Source organism: Streptomyces sp. NPDC001828 (assembly GCF_042892175.1).
GTDB lineage: Bacteria > Actinomycetota > Actinomycetes > Streptomycetales > Streptomycetaceae > Streptomyces.
In genome coordinates this window covers 205,067-222,225 of the sequence record NZ_JBIATV010000012.1, presented here as the reverse complement: position 1 = coordinate 222,225, position 17,159 = coordinate 205,067, and the positions used below count along the sequence as shown (strand labels likewise).

General features: G+C 72.3%; 16 protein-coding genes. 8 read left to right on the top strand and 8 right to left on the bottom strand.

The features are described 5' to 3' along the window. Nucleotides 1-41 precede the first annotated feature (41 nt). Nucleotides 42-617: a DUF1003 domain-containing protein gene (locus ACFYZA_RS29795; protein ID WP_382598527.1), complete on the bottom strand. Its 576-nt coding sequence runs from the start codon at nt 615-617 to the stop codon at nt 42-44. Beyond that, the gene (locus ACFYZA_RS29790; RefSeq protein WP_382598529.1) at nt 604-1,881 is read right to left on the bottom strand and encodes a magnesium transporter MgtE N-terminal domain-containing protein; all 1,278 of its coding nucleotides are present in this window, start codon (nt 1,879-1,881) and stop codon (nt 604-606) included. Before ACFYZA_RS29790 ends, ACFYZA_RS29795 begins: the two co-directional genes overlap by 14 nt. A gap of 193 nt (nt 1,882-2,074) precedes the next feature. On the opposite strand from ACFYZA_RS29790, the gene ACFYZA_RS29785 reads away from it, so the two are divergent. Then, on the top strand, nt 2,075-2,827 hold the full coding sequence (locus ACFYZA_RS29785) for a hypothetical protein (RefSeq protein ID WP_388493714.1): 753 nt from the start codon (nt 2,075-2,077) through the stop codon (nt 2,825-2,827). A gap of 61 nt (nt 2,828-2,888) precedes the next feature. On the opposite strand, the gene ACFYZA_RS29780 is transcribed toward ACFYZA_RS29785, so the two are convergent. Next, nucleotides 2,889-3,401, bottom strand: coding sequence for a hypothetical protein (locus ACFYZA_RS29780; protein ID WP_388493713.1), 513 nt, complete (start codon nt 3,399-3,401; stop codon nt 2,889-2,891). Nucleotides 3,402-3,469: 68 nt separating this feature from the next. Between ACFYZA_RS29780 and ACFYZA_RS29775 the strand changes: the two genes are divergently transcribed. Further along, nucleotides 3,470-4,372 carry a DMT family transporter gene (locus tag ACFYZA_RS29775; RefSeq protein WP_382598535.1) on the top strand — a complete coding sequence of 301 codons (903 nt, stop codon included), beginning with the start codon at nt 3,470-3,472 and terminating at the stop codon, nt 4,370-4,372. Between the two features lie 4 nt (nt 4,373-4,376). Here the strand turns inward: ACFYZA_RS29775 and ACFYZA_RS29770 are convergent, their stop codons facing one another. Then, nucleotides 4,377-5,501 carry a magnesium and cobalt transport protein CorA gene (locus ACFYZA_RS29770; RefSeq protein WP_382598537.1) on the bottom strand — a complete coding sequence of 375 codons (1,125 nt, stop codon included), beginning with the start codon at nt 5,499-5,501 and terminating at the stop codon, nt 4,377-4,379. Nucleotides 5,502-5,984: 483 nt separating this feature from the next. Between ACFYZA_RS29770 and ACFYZA_RS29765 the strand changes: the two genes are divergently transcribed. Beyond that, a complete protein-coding gene (locus ACFYZA_RS29765) occupies nt 5,985-6,569 on the top strand; it encodes a suppressor of fused domain protein (RefSeq protein WP_388493711.1) in 585 nt (194 codons plus the stop codon). Nucleotides 6,570-6,875: 306 nt separating this feature from the next. Here ACFYZA_RS29765 and ACFYZA_RS29760 read toward each other — a convergent pair whose 3' ends face one another. Continuing rightward, a complete protein-coding gene (locus ACFYZA_RS29760; RefSeq protein WP_388493709.1) occupies nt 6,876-8,117 on the bottom strand; it encodes an MFS transporter in 1,242 nt (413 codons plus the stop codon). Between the two features lie 265 nt (nt 8,118-8,382). Here ACFYZA_RS29760 and ACFYZA_RS29755 point away from each other — a divergent pair, with 265 nt between their 5' ends. The 3 genes from ACFYZA_RS29755 to ACFYZA_RS29745 all read left to right on the top strand — a co-directional run bounded on the left by ACFYZA_RS29755 (nt 8,383) and on the right by ACFYZA_RS29745 (nt 10,822). Then, entirely contained in the window at nt 8,383-9,021 is a 639-nt protein-coding gene (locus ACFYZA_RS29755) for a DUF6758 family protein (RefSeq protein ID WP_382598543.1), read from the top strand. A 165-nt stretch (nt 9,022-9,186) separates the two neighbouring features. After that, on the top strand, nt 9,187-10,053 hold the full coding sequence (locus tag ACFYZA_RS29750; RefSeq protein WP_388493708.1) for a PHP domain-containing protein: 867 nt from the start codon (nt 9,187-9,189) through the stop codon (nt 10,051-10,053). 163 nt (nt 10,054-10,216) lie between these two features. Beyond that, the gene (locus ACFYZA_RS29745; RefSeq protein WP_382598547.1) at nt 10,217-10,822 is read left to right on the top strand and encodes a MarC family protein; all 606 of its coding nucleotides are present in this window, start codon (nt 10,217-10,219) and stop codon (nt 10,820-10,822) included. A gap of 124 nt (nt 10,823-10,946) precedes the next feature. On the opposite strand, the gene ACFYZA_RS29740 is transcribed toward ACFYZA_RS29745, so the two are convergent. Further along, nucleotides 10,947-11,099, bottom strand: coding sequence for a hypothetical protein (locus tag ACFYZA_RS29740; protein ID WP_167157160.1), 153 nt, complete (start codon nt 11,097-11,099; stop codon nt 10,947-10,949). 277 nt (nt 11,100-11,376) lie between these two features. Here ACFYZA_RS29740 and ACFYZA_RS29735 point away from each other — a divergent pair, with 277 nt between their 5' ends. Beyond that, a complete protein-coding gene (locus tag ACFYZA_RS29735) occupies nt 11,377-12,306 on the top strand; it encodes an NYN domain-containing protein (protein ID WP_382598550.1) in 930 nt (309 codons plus the stop codon). Between the two features lie 271 nt (nt 12,307-12,577). Here ACFYZA_RS29735 and ACFYZA_RS29730 read toward each other — a convergent pair whose 3' ends face one another. Together ACFYZA_RS29730 and ACFYZA_RS29725 are read right to left on the bottom strand one after the other, a co-directional pair. Continuing rightward, nucleotides 12,578-13,429: an alpha/beta fold hydrolase gene (locus ACFYZA_RS29730; protein WP_382598552.1), complete on the bottom strand. Its 852-nt coding sequence runs from the start codon at nt 13,427-13,429 to the stop codon at nt 12,578-12,580. 98 nt (nt 13,430-13,527) lie between these two features. Next, nucleotides 13,528-15,900 (bottom strand): DEAD/DEAH box helicase, encoded by a 2,373-nt coding sequence (locus ACFYZA_RS29725; RefSeq protein ID WP_388493706.1) that lies wholly within the window; start codon nt 15,898-15,900, stop codon nt 13,528-13,530. Between the two features lie 447 nt (nt 15,901-16,347). Between ACFYZA_RS29725 and ACFYZA_RS29720 the strand changes: the two genes are divergently transcribed. Beyond that, a complete protein-coding gene (locus tag ACFYZA_RS29720) occupies nt 16,348-17,109 on the top strand; it encodes a ferritin-like fold-containing protein (RefSeq protein ID WP_382598554.1) in 762 nt (253 codons plus the stop codon). Nucleotides 17,110-17,159 lie beyond the last annotated feature (50 nt).

Below are 17,159 nucleotides of genomic sequence, written 5' to 3'. Positions count from 1 at the left end.
GTCGATGGTACGGCGCTTACCGCACAGTACGGAAAGCCCTGTCAGCGGTCGCCTTCGTCACGTCCGTACGCCCGCTCCGGCGGGAATAGGTGCCGCCGCTCCTCCATCTCCTTGACCAGGTCCTGGAGTTCGGAGCGGATCCAGTCGCGCGTGGCCACCTCGCCGAGGCCCATCCGCAGCGCGGCGATCTCCCGGGTGAGGTACTCGGTGTCGGCGATGGACCGCTCGTTCTGCTTGCGGTCCTGCTCGTGGGTGACCCGGTCGCGGTCGTCCTGCCGGTTCTGCGCGAGCAGGATCAGCGGGGCTGCGTACGAGGCCTGGAGCGAGAGGGCCAGCGTGAGGAAGATGAACGGGTAGTTGTCGAAGCGCAGACTGCTCGGCGCGAAGATGTTCCAGGCGACCCACAGGATGATGATCAGGGTCATCCAGACGATGAACCGTCCGGTGCCCAGGAACCGCGCGATCCGCTCGCTGAACCGTCCGAACGCCTCCGGGTCCCACTCCGGCAGCAGCCGCACGCGTCCCGAGCGCGGCTGGTCGAGCCGGGCGCGGCCACGGGCCACGGCGCTCGCGCCGCCCGCCCGGGTGCGCTCCTCCGACCGGTCAGTGCCGCCCATCGGGAACCCCCTCAGGCCCGTGGAACTCCGTCTCGCGCCAGTCGTCCGGCAGCAGGTGGTCGAGCACGTCGTCGACGGTCACGGCGCCGAGCAGCGAGCCGCTCTCGTCCACCACGGGCGCGGCCACCATGTTGTACGCGGCGAGGAAGCTGGTCACCGAGGGCAGCGAGGCGTTCGGCGGCAGCGGCTTCAGATCGCTGTCCACGACCGAGCTGACCAGCGTGAACGGCGGCTCGCGCAGCAGCCGCTGGAAGTGGACCATGCCGAGGTACTTGCCGGTCGGCGTCTCGTCGGGCGGCCGGCAGACGTACACCTGCGCGGCCAGCGCGGGCGAGAGGTCCTGCTGGCGCACCCGGGCCAGCGCGTCGGCGACCGTGGCGTCGGGCCGCAGCACGATCGGCTCGGTGGTCATCAGACCGCCCGCCGTGCGCTCCTCGTACGAGAGCAGCCTTCGCACGTCCGCCGCGTCATCGGGCTGCATCAGGGTGAGGAGGCGCTCCTTGTCCTCCTCGGGCAGCTCCGAGAGCAGGTCGGCGGCGTCGTCCGGGTCCATCGCCTCCAGGACGTCGGCGGCCCGCTCGTCCTTCAGCTTGCCGAGGATCTCCACCTGGTCGTCGTCCGGCAGCTCCTCCAGGACGTCCGCGAGCCGGTCGTCGTCGAGGGCGGCGGCCACCTCGGCCCGGCGCTTGGGGGACAGGTGGTGCATGACGTTGGCGAGGTCGGCGGGGCGCAGCTGCTCGAAGGTGGCGACCAGGTTCTCGGCGCCCTGCCCGTGCTCCTCCAGGGAGAAGCCGCTGACGGCCGACCACTCGACGGTCAGCGTCTCGCCCTTGCGGCGCAGCGCGCCCGACTTGCCGCGCCGCACGAAGACCTTGTCGATCTCCCAGTCACGGCGGGCCGGGAGCTGCTGGATCGCCACGTCCAGGACGGTCACCTGCTCGCCGTCCTCGACCAGGGTGACCCGGCGGTCCAGGAGTTCGCCGAGCACCAGACGCTCGGTGGGCCGCTGCTCGAAGCGCCGCAGATTGACCACGCCGGTGGTGATGACCTGGCCCGATTCCACTCCGGTGACCCGGGTCATGGGCAGGAAGATGAGGCGCCGGCTCGCGACTTCGACGACGATGCCGAGCAGCCGGGGAGGCCTGCGGCCGACCCGGAGCATCGCCACGAGGTCGCGCACCCGGCCGACCTGGTCGCCGTTGGGGTCGAAGACGGCGACGCCGGAGAGATGCGATACGAAGACCCGGGGGGCGCCTGCCGCCATACGAGCGCCTCCTTACTGTTCAGGGTTGCTCCGCACCACCGCGATCGCTGCGGGACAAGGGCTCCAGGCTAGCCGGTGGCGGCCCGGTACGCCCTTGCGGGTCGCCCGTCCGGAGCTCTGCCGAGCAGCGTATGCACTGCGGGTAGGGTGCGGTCTGCCGACCCCCTACATCCATGTGAGAGGCAGTGCGCAGGTGACCTCATCCCCCTTGTCCGTACGGGTACGGGTCCGGGCCCGCCGGGCCGCGCTGCCCGTCGCGCTGTGCGCGGGCCTCGCCGCGACGCTCACCGCGTGCGGCTCGGATCCCGACGAGGGGACCAACGGCGTCGGCAAGCTGTCCGCCCCCGAGATCGAGAGCAAGGCGCGCACGGCGGCCGACGGGGCCGACGCGGTGCGCCTGTCGGGGACGCTGGTCAGCAAGGGCGGCTCGTACAAGCTCGACATGAAGCTGAAGGGCAGCGGCGGGTCGGGCACGGTCACCTCGCAGAAGAGCACGTTCGGGCTGCTGCGGGTGGGCGACGACCTGTTCCTCAAGGCGGGCGCCGGGTTCTGGTCGCACAGCGAGTCGGGCGGCGCGGCCCAGGCCGCGGGCAAGCTCGACGACAAGTACGTCAAGGTGCCGTCCGGTGACCCCGCCTACCAGCAACTGCGCGGCTTCACCGACAAGTCCGTCCTGCTCAAGGGGATGCTGGGGCTCCAGGGCGCGCTGTCCAAGGGGGACCGCTCGGAGGTCGGCAACGTCCGTACGGTCCGGATCGAGGCGGGCAAGGACGGCGAGGGCGGCACCCTTGACGTCTCCCTCCAGGGCACGCCCTATCCGCTGCGCTTCGAGCGCGCGGGCGGCGCCGGAGTCCTCGAACTCGCGGACTGGAACAAGGACTTCGCACTCGCGCCGCCGTCGAAGGACGCGACGGTGGACTACGGCCACCAGCTCCCGACGACCTGACGGCCTCTTCGCGGCGAGGCCCGCCGCGGAGGGCGCCCGGACCCGCGCGCGAACCCCGGCTTCAGCGCCGCTTGCGCTTCAGGAGCAGCCGGGGCAGCGCGGCCGGCACCGCGTGCCGGGTCGTGGCCGGGGAGGCCACCGGCGCGGCGGCCAGGGAACCCTCCGGGGCCGCTTCCAGCGGGCCGAGCGGCGCCAGCCGCAGGAGGCGGCACTCCGCGGCCCACCGCGCCGGCATCGCCTCGCCGTCCGGCGCGTTCAGACGCTTGCCCTTCAGCTCGGCCACCGCCGCGTCCCACGCCTCGGAGCCGGCCGCGATCTCGGACACGCTCGCCGCCCAGGCGACGAGCCGGCCTCCCTTGTCCTTGGACCGGACCGTCACCGTCGCCGTGCCGCCGTCCGGCAGACCGTCGAGGGGCTGCTCGCCCGGACCGCCCCCGACGACGTACGCGGCCCCGTCGAGCCAGGCGTGCCACAGGGCGCGCTCGGCGCTCCCCCCGGTGCCGCGCACCCAGATGAGCCCGGACTTCTTCGTGGCCTCCTCGACCAGGGCCTGGTCGAGCAACGTCTGCGTCATGGGACCACAGTAGAGGCCCCCGGGAATGGTCAGTTCCGTAATCGGGCCATGCCCCTTACGCTGCCGCCGTGACCACTGCCACCACCCCCGCGCCGGCCGTCTCGGCCGGCCCGCGCACCGACCTCGTGCTGCTCGGCGTCGCCCTCGCCGGCGTCTCGCTGTCCGCGCCGCTCATCGCCGCCACCGCCGCGCCCGCGCTCGCCATCGCGTTCTGGCGCAACGCCCTCGCGGTCGGCGCGCTGACCCCCGTGGCCTGGTTCAAGTACCGCGCCCGGCTGCGCGCGCTGACCCGGCGCGAGGTGGGCCTCGCCCTGGGCGCGGGCGGTCTGCTCGCGCTGCACTTCGGGCTGTGGCTGCCGAGCCTGAGCATGACGTCCGTCGCCTCGTCGACCGCGCTGTGCACGACCACCCCGATCTGGACCACCATCGCGCTGCGGCTGCGCGGCCACCGCCCGCCGGCCATGGTGTGGAGCGGCACCCTGGCCGCCTGCGTCGGTGTCCTGCTGCTCACCGGCGTCGACCTCAGCCTGTCGCCGCGCGCGCTCGCCGGTGACGCGCTCGCGCTCGGCGGGGGCATCGCGGCCGCCGGGTACGTGCTGCTCGGCGCGGAGGTCCGCAAGAGCGTGGACACCGTCCCGTACACGTACCTCTGCTACGGCGCGGCCGCCGTCGGGCTCCTGGCGGCCTCGCTCGTCAGCGGGGCCGAGCTCACCTCGTACGACGCCGGGACCTGGTTGAAGCTCGCCCTGCTCACGCTCGCGGCCCAACTGCTCGGCCACTCCCTGCTGAACCGGGTGGTGGCGAGCCTCGGCCCGTCCGTCACCTCCACGGCGATCCTGCTCGAAACCCCCGGCGCCGCCCTCATCGCGGCCCTCTGGCTCGGCCAGCGGCCCCCGGTCCTCGCCTACCCGGCGCTCCTGGTGATCATGGCCGGCCTCGCCCTGGTCGTCCGGGCGAACCGGGCCAACTGACCGCTCAGAGCCAGCCGTTGCGCTTGAGGGTGCGGTGGATGGCGAAGCAGGCCACGGCCACCAGACCCATCGCGACCGGATAGCCGTACTTCCAGTGCAGCTCCGGCATGTGCTCGAAGTTCATGCCGTACACCCCGCACACCATCGTCGGTACGGCGATGATCGCCGCCCAGGACGTGATCTTGCGCATGTCCTCGTTCTGGGCGACGGAGGCCTGGGCGAGGTTGGCCTGGAGGATCGAGTTGAGCAGCTCGTCGAAGCCGATGACCTGCTCCTGTACGCGGGCGAGGTGGTCGGCGACGTCCCGGAAGTACTTCTGGATGTCCGGGTCGACCAGGCGCATCGGGCGCTCGCTCAGGAGCTGCATCGGGCGCAGCAGCGGCGAGACCGCGCGCTTGAACTCCAGTACCTCGCGCTTGAGTTGGTAGATCCGGCCGGCGTCCACCCCGCGCGGGCTGCCCTTGGCCGGGGCCGAGAAGACCTCGATCTCGACCTCGTCGATGTCGTCCTGCACCGCGTCCACGACGGCCAGGTAGCCGTCGACCACCTGGTCGGCGATGGCGTGCAGCACGGCGGACGGGCCCTTGGCGAGGAGCTCCGGGTCGCCCTGGAGGCGCTTGCGCAGCGCGCGGAGCGAACCCTGGCCGCCGTGCCGGACGGTGATGACGAAGTCCCGCCCGGTGAAGCACATCACCTCGCCGGTCTCCACGACCTCGCTGGTGGCGGTGAGTTCGGCGTGCTCCACGTAGTGGATGGTCTTGAAGACGGTGAACAGGGTGTCGTCGTAGCGCTCCAGCTTCGGCCTCTGGTGGGCGTGGACCGCGTCCTCCACGGCGAGCGGGTGCAGCCCGAACTCGGCCGCGATACCGGCGAATTCGGCCTCGGTCGGCTCGTGCAGACCGATCCACGCGAAGCCCCCGCCCTCGCGCACCCGGCGCATCGCCTCGCGCGGCGTCAGGCAGGCGCTGTCCTCGACGGACCGCTCGCGCTGCCCGTCGCGGTAGACCGCGCAGTCCACGACGGCACTGCTCGCCGACGGGTCGCGGGTGGTGTCGTAGCCGTTGTACGGGGTGCTGGTCTTGCGCAGTGCGGGGCGGACCACGGCGCGCAGGTCACGGATCATCGACATGGCAGGACTCCTTCACGGAGGGGCCGTCGGGGCGTGACGCTCTGGAACTGCCCGGAATGGGGACGTTCTGCGACGAAGGGGGCCAAGAGGTCGAATCGACCCCGAAAGGCATCAATCGCACACGTTCGCAAAGCGGGCGGCACCACAGGGGCACGCGGGGACGGCGTTCGCTACTGAAACGGACAACGCGAGGCGAGATGCTCTTCCGTTGGCGAAACGCCATGAGACTCAGGTGTTTCCGGGCGCGGAGGCCGGGTATGCACGCTCTCGGATCGACGAGAGATCAGATCACCGGGGACAACGCAGCCGTGCGGAAGAGCGGTTGGTACTGCCAGGCCGACTTCGATCCATCGCAGCCCCACCTCCTCCAGCCGGTCCCCCGTGGGGGACTTCCTGCTGTCCCGAACAGCGGCCAAGACTATCAGCCCACTGTTGCGTCAAGCCCCCTCTTTGCCGCTTGCATACGCCTTCTATGCTCGGCCCATGGTTGATGTTCTTGCTCTGGTCGAGGCCCGGCTGCGCACCGCGCTGGGCGAGCCGGACGCGCGCGCGGCGGTCACCTTCCTCGGCACGGACCGCATCGAGGTGCTGCGGTTCACCGACGGCGACATCGTCCGGTACGCGACCCTCGGCATGTCCGCCCAGCCGATGGCCGACCCCACCTCCGCGCTGGCCGACCCGGTGAAGGGTCCGCGGGCCGAACTGGTCCTGTCCGTACGGGCCGGGCTCGCCGACACCGACAAGGTGCTCCGCCCGCTCGCCGTGCTCGCCGCCTCCCCGCAGGTGGAGGGCCTCGTGGTGGCCCCGGGCGCCTCGCTCGACCTGGGCGAACCCCTGTGGCCCGGCGCCCCGTTCGCCTCCGTGCTCGTCGCCGAGCCGGGCGGCCTGGTCGAGGACCTGGAGCTCGACGCCCCGCTGGACCCCGTGCGCTTCCTGCCGCTGCTCCCCATGACCTCGAACGAGGCCGCGTGGAAGCGGGTTCGCGGCGCGGCGGAGCTGGAGGAGCGGTGGCTGGCCCGGGGCACGGATCTGAGGGACCCCCGGCGCAACTCCGTCCCCCTGGACTGACCAGCCGCCCTGGCGGCTCCGCCCCCAGCCCTCCGTTCGCGCCTTGAGCGCGCTCGTCCTCAACCGCCGGACGGGCTGGGGGTGCCCGTACTCAGCGCTGCTGGGGGCGCGGGGAACTGCGCGAGCGGCCCCGCACGGTCCGCACCGGAAGGCGAGGGTTCGTGGGGCTTCGCCCCAGACCCCGTTCGCGCCTGAACGGCGCTCGTCCTCAATCGCCGGACGGGCTGGGGGCCCAGCACCGGTACGGCCAGGCGGCGCGGGCAACCCCGCACCGCCCTGACCCACCCCCCGCCGGAGGCCAACCGCCTAGTTCGCGAAGACCGACACCCCATCCTCCGTGGCGTGGGCCGGCTGGAGTTCCGCCGCCTCGTGCGTGAGCGACGCGCGCCGGGCCCAGACGATCAGTGCGCCGATGACCGCCGCGACGGCCGCGACCACGAACGGGATGTGGATGTTGCTCCACTCCTCGATCTTCGGCGCGAAGTAGGGAGCCGCGGCCGCCGCGAACCAGCGCACGAAGTTGTAGCCCGCGCTCGCCACCGGCCGGGGCGCGTCCGAGACGCCCAGGGCCAGTTCCGTGAAGACGGTGTTGTTGAGGCCGATGAACGCGCCGGACGCGACGGTCGCGGCGACCGCCGTGGTGTGGTTGCCGTAGCCGAGCACGATCAGGTCCGCGGCCAGCAGCACCAGCGATCCGCCGAGCACCTTCAGCGAGCCGAACCGCTTCTGGAGCCGGGGCGCGACGAGCACCGAGAACACCGCGAGCAGCAGACCCCACGCGAAGAAGACGCCACCCGACTTGTACGGCGACATGTTCAGGACGAACGGGGTGAAGGCGAGGACCGTGAAGAACGCGTAGTTGTAGAAGAACGCGGAGGCCGCCGCGGAGGCGAGCCCGCCGTGGCCGAGGGCCTTGATCGGATCGAGCAGCGAGGTCTTGCGCGCGGGCTTGGGCTGCTCCTTGAGGAGCGCCGTGATCGCGATGAAGCCGATCGCCATGAGGGCCGCGGTGCCGAAGAAGGGGTAGCGCCACTTCATGTCGCCGAGGATCGCGCCGAGCAGCGGGCCGCACGCCATGCCGAGTCCGAGCGCGGACTCGTAGAGCAGGATCGCGGCGGCGCTTCCGCCGGCCGCCGCGCCCACGATGACGGCGAGCGCGGTCGAGACGAACAGCGCGTTGCCGAGCCCCCAGCCGGCCCGGAAGCCGACGAGCGCGCCGACCGAGTTCGAGGTGCCGGCGAGCGCGGCGAAGACGACCACCAGGGCGAGGCCCGCCAGGAGCGTCTTCTTGCCGCCGATCCGGCTGGACACGAAGCCGGTGACCAGCATCGCGACGGCGGTGATCAGGAAGTACGAGGTGAAGAGCAGGGAGACCTGGCTGGGCGTGGCGTCCAGGCCCTTGGCTATGGAGGGCAGGATCGGGTCGACCAGGCCGATGCCCATGAAGGCGACGACGGACGCGCCCGCGGTCGCCCAGACCGCCTTGGGCTGACGCAACAGACTGCCGGCTCCCGCACCTTCGTCGAGAGGGTCCTTTCCTTGCCGCATGGCTGCTCCCGCTTCCCGTCGGACGAGTCCCGTCGCACGGGGCCCGTCGGGTGGGTCCCGTTGAACGGGGACCCAAGATCGTTGTGCGATACACACAATAACTTAGCGAGGCTAATGGATGCAAGATGAAACTACTTTTTCCCCGGCGTCGCACGGCCTCCGGACGCATGCCCCGGACTCCACGCCCCCGGCCGACAGGCGGACCGCACTCCGGACGGGTGATCGTCCTTGACGGGGCGACGGCCGGGGAGGACCGTGGGGCCCTATGAGGGGCGAACCCAGTTGCCCGAAGTGCGGAGGCCGGGTCAGGGCGCCCGGTCTCTTTGCCGACACCTGGCAGTGCGACGCGCACGGGCCGGTGTATCCGCTCCAGCCGGTGGTGCCGCCCAGCGTCGAGGCCCTTGAGGTCGTCGTGCGCCGGGCGCAGGTGCCCGCCTGGATGCCCTGGCCGCTGCCGGTCGGCTGGCTGTTCACCGGCGTCGCGTACGCGGGTGACGACCGCAGCGGCGGCCGCGCGACCGCCGTCGCCTGCTCCGGCCCCGGCCCGCTCGGCGGCATCGGCGAGCTGATCCTGGTCGCCGAGGAGCTGGGCGTGGGGCTCGGCGCGCGGTACGCGGGCATCGACGGGCCCGACCCCGGCCCGTTCATGAACGTCGACAAGCCCCCGCACACCAAGGTCCTCGCGGCCGGCCGCCCCACCCCGCTGTGGCACGTCACCCACACCCCGGACGACCGCGCGGTCTTCGCGGGCGAGGCGCGCGGCCTGTGGCTGTGGGCCATCGTGTGGCCCGAGCAGTCCGGGCTCCTGATGTACGACGAACTCGTCCTGACCGATCTGCGGGACGCGGGCTCCGAGGTGGAACTGGTGCCGTGCGGGGCGCTCACCCCGCGCATCCTGTCCTGACCCCGCGATCCGCGAGCGGACGGAGTGAACTGCGAGCGGGCCGGGGGAGTGCGGGGCGTGGCCGGGCGGAGTGCGGGGCGCGTGGCCGGGCGGACTGCGGGGTGTGGCCGGGCGGTTATCCTTGACTGTCCCCTGATCCGCCCCTTATGCCCTGGAGTACGCGTCGTGCGCATCGATCTGCACACCCACTCCACGGCCTCGGACGGTACGGACACCCCCGCCGAGCTCGTACGCAACGCGGCCGCCGCCGGGCTCGACGTCGTCGCGCTGACCGACCACGACACCACCCGTGGATACGCGGAGGCCATCGCCGCCCTCCCGGCCGGGCTCACCCTCGTCACCGGCGCCGAACTCTCCTGCCGCGTCGACGGCATCGGCCTGCACATGCTGGCCTACCTCTTCGACCCCGACGAGCCCGAGCTCTCCCGCGAGCGCGAGCTCGTGCGCGACGACCGGGTCCCGCGCGCCCAGGGCATGGTCGCCAAACTCCGCGAACTCGGCGTGCCCATCACCTGGGAGCAGGTCGCGCGCATCGCGGGCGACGGCTCGGTGGGCCGCCCCCACGTCGCCGAGGCGCTCGTCGAACTCGGCGTCGTCGACTCGGTCTCCGACGCCTTCGTGCCGGACTGGCTCGCCGACGGCGGCCGCGCCTACGTCGGCAAGCACGAGCTGGACCCGTTCGACGCGATCCGGCTCGTCAAGGCCGCCGGCGGCGTCACCGTCTTCGCCCACCCGCTCGCGCTCAAGCGCGGCCAGGTCGTGCCCGAGTCGGCGATAGCGGAGCTGGCCGCCGCCGGGCTCGACGGCATCGAGGTCGACCACACCGACCACGACGCCCCCACCCGCGACCGGCTGCGCGGCCTCGCCCGTGACCTCGGGCTGCTCCCCACCGGCTCAAGCGACTACCACGGCAGCCGCAAGACCGTACGGCTCGGGGAGTGCACCACCGACCCCGAGATCTACGGCGAGATCACCCGCCGCGCCACGGGGGCCTTCCCCGTGCCGGGCGCGGGCGGAAGCGCCCGCCCGTAGGGAGAGCGCGCCTCTCCCAACCCCGGGGGCGCCGCCCCCGTACTCCCACTCCTCGAACCCCCGCCCCGGCCGACTTCCGCGCGGCCCCGGGGGCCGGGCCCGGCCGGCCCGCGCACCAGCGCCCCAGCCCTCCTCTGTACGCCCCTCACTTGCAAGGCTCACCGTGTTCGACGCTGCCGTCTTCGGCTCCCTCTTCCTCACCCTGTTCGTCATCATGGATCCCCCCGGGATCACGCCGATCTTCCTCGCGCTGACCGCGGGCCGGGCCGCCAAGGTCCAGCGCCGGATGGCGTGGCAGGCCGCAGCCGTCGCGCTCGGCGTGATCACGCTCTTCGGCCTCGTCGGGCACCAGATCCTGACGTATCTGCACATCGACGTCCCCGCGCTGATGATCGCGGGCGGTCTGCTGCTGCTCCTGATCGCGCTCGACCTGCTCACCGGCAAGACCGACGAGCCCAAGCAGACCAAGGACGTCAACGTAGCCCTGGTGCCGCTCGGCATGCCGCTGCTCGCGGGGCCCGGCGCGATCGTCCAGGTGATCCTGGCCGTCCAGAACCACGACACGGTGACCGGGCAGGTCTCGGTCTGGGCGGCGATCATCGCCATCCACGTCGTGCTCTACGTGACCATGCGGTACTCGCTGCTGATCATCCGCGTCATCAAGGACGGCGGCGTCGTCCTGGTCACGCGGCTCGCGGGCATGATGCTCTCCGCGCTCGCGGTGCAGCAGATCATCAACGGCGTCACCCAGGTCATCCACGCCAACTGACGCCCCCGGCAAGCCCGTTGGGGCCCGGACATGCCAAAGCGCCCCCGTACTCGCTGTACGGGGGCGCTTTTACGTACGGCACCCGCGGCCGTTCACGGCTCGCGGGGGCACTGCCTCTTACGCGTTACGAGGCTGCGGATTCGGTCGGGCGGATGTAGATGCGCTGACCCATGGCGGCGGCCTGCTGCACAATCCGGTTGACGGAGGCGGCGTCCACGACGGTGCTGTCAACGGCGGTACCGTCGACGTCGTCCAGGCGCATGATTTCGAAGCGCATGGCTTCTCCCTTCGTCTGATCCTCCTGCTAGGAGAACTACTGGTGCGGGGGGCTGCTGGAACAGCCTGCTCCCACGAGGCGTCGGGGCGGTTGCCCGCCCGTTAAGAGTGGATTGCGTGGCGCATGTGCAACGCGTTCCGTAGGGATCAACGGGTTGCCTCCAGCAAACATTCCCTACGCTAAGGAAATTTTTCGGATTGCTAAGGATTGAGGGGAAAAAACAACCACACGTGCCCGGTTGTGCCCCCTGCGTCACGAAGCCGACAATGGAAAGCGTATGGACGAATCCCAGGAACCTCAGCCGGCCCAGGTGCCCCACGACCTCGCCGCCCAGCTGCACGGCAAGCTGGACGCCACCAACGAGCTGCTCCAGCGCATGCTCGCCGAGGTCGCGAAGACGCCCTCCACACACGCGATCTTCGTCGACGCGGGCTACGTCTACGCGGCCGCCGGCCTCCTCGTCACCGGCACCGAGGACCGCCGCTCCTTCGACCTCGACGCCGAGGGCCTGATCGAGGCCTTCATCGACAAGGCCCGCACGATCTTCGCGGACAGCCGGCTGCTCCGCGTGTACTGGTACGACGGCGCGCGCCGGCGCATCCACACCCCCGAGCAGCAGTCGATCGCCGAGCTGCCCGACGTCAAGGTCAGGCTCGGCAACCTCAACGCGAACAATCAGCAGAAGGGCGTCGACTCGCTGATCCGCTCCGACCTGGAGTCACTGGCCCGCCACCGCGCGATCAGCGACGCGGCGCTGATCGGCGGCGACGAGGACCTCGTCTCGGCGGTCGAGGCCGCGCAGGGGTACGGGGCGCGGGTCCACCTGTGGGGCATCGAGGCGGCGGAGGGCCGCAACCAGGCGGAGCCGCTGCTGTGGGAGGTCGACAGCCAGCGCACGTTCGACCTCGACTTCTGCAAGCCGTACGTGACGCGGCGGCCGGTCACGCTGTACGAGCAGGACGGGCCGGCGCCGAGCCGCGAGGACGTGCGGTTCGTGGGGGCGCGGATCGCCGCGACGTGGCTCTCGGAGCGGGGGCGGGCCGCCCTCGCCGACCTGCTGCCCGGCCACCCCTACCTGCCCGGCCCGGTGGACCAGGACCTCCTCATCGAGGCGGAACGCCTCCTCCAGTACTCCCTGCGGGGCCACGCGGACCTGCGCCGCTCCCTGCGCGACGGCTTCTGGCAGCACCTCCAGTCCCAGTACTGACCCAGTACGGAGTGGCCCGTGCCTGCCGATTCGCTGGCTGTCCGCGGGTCGCCGGTGGCTGGTCGCGCAGTTCCCCGCGCCCCTGGCGGGGCTGGTGATGATCGGTGCTGGGTTGTGCGGGCTGCCTAGGGGCGCGGGGAACTGCGCGAACGGTCCCGCACGGTCCGCAGGTGAAGTGGAAGGCGCGGGAGCGGCGAGGTCGGTGCTGGGCCGGGCGGCCCGCCCAGGGGCGCGGGGAACCGCGCGAACAGCCCCGCAGGGCCGACGCGGCTCAGGTGGTCCAGAAGTCGGCCAGGGCCGAGGCCAGCTCCCCCGGATGGGAGACGTTGGGGGAGTGATCCGCCCCCGCGATCACGGTATGCCGCGCCCCCACGCTGCGCGCCAGATGCGCCAACTCCCCGACCGTCCACACCATTTCCCCGTCCCCGTACGCCACGTGCAACGGCAGCGGCAACCCCGCAAGCCCCTCCGTGCGGTCCGGCTCGACCCTCAACTGCCGCCCCGTGGCGATGAGTTGGGCCGTCTGCGTGCTGAACCAGCGGCGTTCGAGGAACGCCACGATCTCCGGCGGATCGGCGACGTACGCCGGATCGCGGCCGTCCAGCCACTGCGTCACCGACCACACCCACGACGGCGGCAGCACCGGCAGCGCCGCCCGGAGCATCCGGATCTTGGTGCGCTGGTCGGGCCCGACCCGGCCGGGCCCGGACGAGAGCAGCGTCAGCGAACGGAAGGCCGACGGATCGAGCCGCGCCGCCGACCGGGCCACGAAGCCGCCGAAGGAGTGCCCCACGAGGTGCACGGGCCCGTCGCCGAGCGCGGCGGCCTGCGCGAGCACATCGGTGCCGAGCGTGCGCGGGGTGTACCCGGAGACGTGCCGGGGCCCGGGGCTCTCGAACTGCCCGCGCCCGTCGACCGCCACCGCGCGGTACCCGGCGTCCGCCAGCGGGTCGAGGAGGGCGAGGAAGTCCTCCTTGCTGCCGGTGTACCCGGGGAGCAGCAGCACGGTGCCCCGCACCCGCCCCTCCGGCCGCGAATCGAGCACCGCGAATTCCTGGCGCGGGGTGCCGAGCCGGTACGCGCGCGTGCGCGCCGGAAGGTCGAGGGAGCGGGGCTTACTCATGAGTAGAGCGTATCCGGCGGCCCCGCGGCGCCTCGGCGCGGGAACGCGAACGGCCCGGCACCCCCGCAGGGGAACCGGGCCGTTTCAGGCGGTGCGGCTTACGCCTCGGGCGCGACCGCGGCCTTCTTCGCACGGGTGCGACGCGGCTTGGCCGGAGCCTCGGCCGCAGGTGCCTCGGCCGTCTCGACGACGGCTTCGGCGGCCTTCTTGCGCGTACGGCGGGGCTTGGCCGGGGCCTCGGCCTCGACGGCCGTCCCGTCGGTCGCCCCGGGGGCGGCCTCGACGACCTTCTTCGCCCGGGTCCGGCGCGGCGCGGCCGGAGCCTCGGCCGCCTCGGGGGCTGCCTCGGCGACCTTCTTGGCACGGCTGCGGCGGGGCTTGGCCGGGGCCTCGGCCTCGGCCGCTGGGGCCTCGATCGCGGGGGCCTCGACCGTCTCGACGACGGCTTCGGCGGCCTTCTTGCGCGTACGGCGCGGCTTGACCGGGGCCTCGGCCTCGACGGCCGTCTCGGCGATCGCCTCGGGGGCGGCCTCGACGACCTTCTTCGTACGGGTGCGACGCTGCTTGACGGGGGCCTCGGCCTCCACGACCGGGGTGACCTCGACGACCGGGGCGGCCTCGACGACGGCCTCGGCCGCCTTCTTCGTCCGCGTACGCCTCGGCTTGGCCGGGGCCTCCGCGATCGCCGCGGCCGGGGCCTCGGCGACGTCGGACATCGCCGCGGTGGTCCGGGCCTTCGCGGCCCTGGCCAGCTCCAGCGCGGCCGACTCCGGCGTCACGAAGCCGACCTCGGGCTCGGTCGCCTTGCGCACCCGGCGACGACGAGCCGCCTTCGCCTCGACGGGCTCGACGACGGGCGCGGCGGCGGTCGGCGCGGAACGACGGCGCGGCTCGGCCTTGCGGACGGCCTGCGCCCCGACGGCCGGCTCGGCCTTGACGACGGGCTCGGTCTTGACGGCGGGCGCCTCGGCGACCGCGACCGCCATCGGCGCGGCCTCGATCACCGGCGCGGCGGCCTGCGGCGCGGTCGACGGCGCACCCGGGCGGGTACGACGGCGGCGGCGCGGCGTGCGCGGCTCGGTCACGGTCTCGGTGGCCTCGGCCACCGGGGTCGCGATGGGCGGGGCCGTGACCTCGGTGCCGTCCAGCTGCGTGCCGCCACGGGTGCGGCGACGCTGACGCGGCGTACGCGTACGGGCCGGACGCTCCTCGGTGACGACGGGCGCGGCGGCGGCGGACTTGCGCCCGCGTCCACCGGTCTCGCCCAGGTCCTCGACCGCCTCGGCCGCGAGGCCGGCGCGGGTGCGCTCGCCCCGGGGCAGCACGCCCTTGGTGCCGGCCGGGATCTTCAGCTCCTCGAACAGGTGCGGGGACGTGGAGTACGTCTCGACCGGGTCCGGGAACTTCAGGTCCAGGGCCTTGTTGATCAGCTGCCAGCGCGGGATGTCGTCCCAGTCGACCAGCGTGATCGCGATGCCCTTCTTGCCCGCGCGGCCGGTGCGGCCGATGCGGTGGAGGTAGGTCTTCTCCTCCTCGGGCGACTGGTAGTTGATGACGTGCGTGACGCCCTCGACGTCGATGCCTCGGGCGGCGACGTCGGTGCAGACGAGCACGTCGACCTTGCCGTTGCGGAAGGCGCGCAGCGCCTGCTCGCGGGCGCCCTGGCCGAGGTCGCCGTGGACCGCGCCGGAGGCGAAGCCGCGCTTGGCGAGCTGCTCGGCGATGTCCGCGGCGGTGCGCTTCGTACGGCAGAAGATCATCGCGAGCCCGCGGCCCTCGGCCTGCAGGATGCGCGCGACCATCTCCGGCTTGTCCATGGAGTGGGCGCGGTAGACGAACTGCGCCGTGTTGGCGACGGTCGTGCCCTCGTCGTCCGGCGAGGTGGCGCGGATGTGCGTGGGCTGCGACATGTAGCGGCGGGCGAGGCCGATGACGGCGCCCGGCATGGTCGCGGAGAACAGCATCGTCTGCCGCTTCGGCGGAAGCAGCTGGATGATCTTCTCGACGTCGGGCAGGAAGCCGAGGTCGAGCATCTCGTCGGCCTCGTCGAGCACCAGCGTCTTGACGTGGGAGAGGTCGACCTTCTTCTGACCGGCCAGGTCGAGGAGGCGGCCCGGGGTGCCGACGATCACGTCGACGCCCTTCTTGAGCGCCTCGACCTGGGGCTCGTACGCCCGGCCGCCGTAGATGGCGAGCACGCGCACGTTGCGGACCTTGCCCGCGGTGAGGAGGTCGTTGGTCACCTGCTGGCACAGCTCGCGCGTCGGGACGACGACGAGGGCCTGCGGGGTGTTGGTGAGCTGCTCGGACGTGGCCCGGCCGGCCTCGACGTCGGCGGGGACGGTCACGCGCTCGAGGATCGGCAGACCGAAGCCGAGCGTCTTGCCGGTGCCGGTCTTGGCCTGGCCGATGATGTCGGTGCCGGAGAGCGCGACGGGGAGCGTCAGCTCCTGGATGGGGAACGGGGACACGATGCCGACGGCTTCAAGGGCTTCGGCGGTCTCGGGAAGGATCCCGAGCTCTCGGAACGTAGTCAGGGTGCTGCCTCTTCTGTGAGACGCGGTACGGAGGCGAACGCGGCGGGTCTTACCGTGCCCATTTCGTCCGGCGGGATCAGATTCGATCGTGTTGCCGGGTGGCGCGGGACCACTGCCGTCGCTCAAGCGCTCGTGCCGCTGAGGGATCCCTCTTCGGTGGCACGTACTGAAACGTGCCCTGCGGAGGGCTGTCGGGTCGGAGCCGACCGGAGCAACCGACCGGGCATCCTCATTCGTGCAGCCCGTCGAAATACTCGCCGGGCGCATTACCACTGTACCCCGGATTCGCGCATGTGTGTTGGGCGAATTCGCGGGACCGGTGGTACGGGTGTGAGCAAGCAGGCCCTTACACCCTGCTCCGGGCGGGCTATTGTGCGGCTTATGGAGACGTCTGACAACGCCACTGCAGCCGAAGAAATCACCCCGGAGCCCGAGCGCACCGGGATCGCCGCCCAGGACTGGGAGACGGCCTCCGCGGTGCCCCAGTACCGCGCCGCGGTCGTGGACCTCCTCGGCGCCCTCGCGTACGGCGAGCTCGCGGCCTTCGAGCGGCTCGCCGACGACGCGAAGCTCGCGCCGACCCTGGCGGACAAGGCGGAGCTGGCGAAGATGGCCTCCGCGGAGTTCCTCCACTTCGAGCGGCTGCGGGACCGCCTCGCGCGGATCGACTGCGAGCCGACGGCCGCGATGGAGCCCTTCGCCAAGGCCCTCGACGACTTCCACCAGCAGACCGCCCCTTCGGACTGGCTGGAGGGCCTGGTCAAGGCGTACGTCGGCGACTCGATCGCCAGCGACTTCTACCGCGAGGTCGCCAACCACCTCGACTCCGACACCCGCTCCCTGGTCCTGTCGGTCCTCGACGACACCGGGCACGGCAACTTCGCCGTCGAAAAGGTGCGGGCCGCCATCGAGGCGGACCCGCGCGTCGGCGGCCGGCTCGCGCTGTGGGCCCGGCGGCTGATGGGCGAGGCCCTCTCGCAGGCCCAGCGCGTGGTCGCCGAACGCGACGCGCTCTCGACGATGCTGGTCGGCGGGGTGGACGGGGTGGCCGCGGGCTTCGACCTCGCGGCGGTCGGCGAGATGTTCACGCGGATCACCAAGGCCCACACCAAGCGGATGGCCGCTCTGGGCCTGGCCGCCTAGGGAACTCAAGGCCGCCCGGGAACTTCTGGCCGTCGGCACGCCTGACGCCC

What these genes read in the sequence shown, in the direction of transcription:
- ACFYZA_RS29735 (WP_382598550.1), top strand. Translation starts at nt 11,377, where the DNA reads ATGGACGAATCCCAGGAACCTCAGCCGGCCCAGGTGCCCCACGACCTC.
- ACFYZA_RS29770 (WP_382598537.1), bottom strand. Translation starts at nt 5,501, where the DNA reads ATGTCGATGATCCGTGACCTGCGCGCCGTGGTCCGCCCCGCACTGCGC.
- ACFYZA_RS29720 (WP_382598554.1), top strand. Translation starts at nt 16,348, where the DNA reads ATGGAGACGTCTGACAACGCCACTGCAGCCGAAGAAATCACCCCGGAG.
- ACFYZA_RS29780 (WP_388493713.1), bottom strand. Translation starts at nt 3,401, where the DNA reads ATGACGCAGACGTTGCTCGACCAGGCCCTGGTCGAGGAGGCCACGAAG.
- ACFYZA_RS29760 (WP_388493709.1), bottom strand. Translation starts at nt 8,117, where the DNA reads ATGCGGCAAGGAAAGGACCCTCTCGACGAAGGTGCGGGAGCCGGCAGT.
- ACFYZA_RS29740 (WP_167157160.1), bottom strand. Translation starts at nt 11,099, where the DNA reads ATGCGCTTCGAAATCATGCGCCTGGACGACGTCGACGGTACCGCCGTT.
- ACFYZA_RS29795 (WP_382598527.1), bottom strand. Translation starts at nt 617, where the DNA reads ATGGGCGGCACTGACCGGTCGGAGGAGCGCACCCGGGCGGGCGGCGCG.
- ACFYZA_RS29765 (WP_388493711.1), top strand. Translation starts at nt 5,985, where the DNA reads ATGGTTGATGTTCTTGCTCTGGTCGAGGCCCGGCTGCGCACCGCGCTG.
- ACFYZA_RS29730 (WP_382598552.1), bottom strand. Translation starts at nt 13,429, where the DNA reads ATGAGTAAGCCCCGCTCCCTCGACCTTCCGGCGCGCACGCGCGCGTAC.
- ACFYZA_RS29790 (WP_382598529.1), bottom strand. Translation starts at nt 1,881, where the DNA reads ATGGCGGCAGGCGCCCCCCGGGTCTTCGTATCGCATCTCTCCGGCGTC.
- ACFYZA_RS29755 (WP_382598543.1), top strand. Translation starts at nt 8,383, where the DNA reads ATGAGGGGCGAACCCAGTTGCCCGAAGTGCGGAGGCCGGGTCAGGGCG.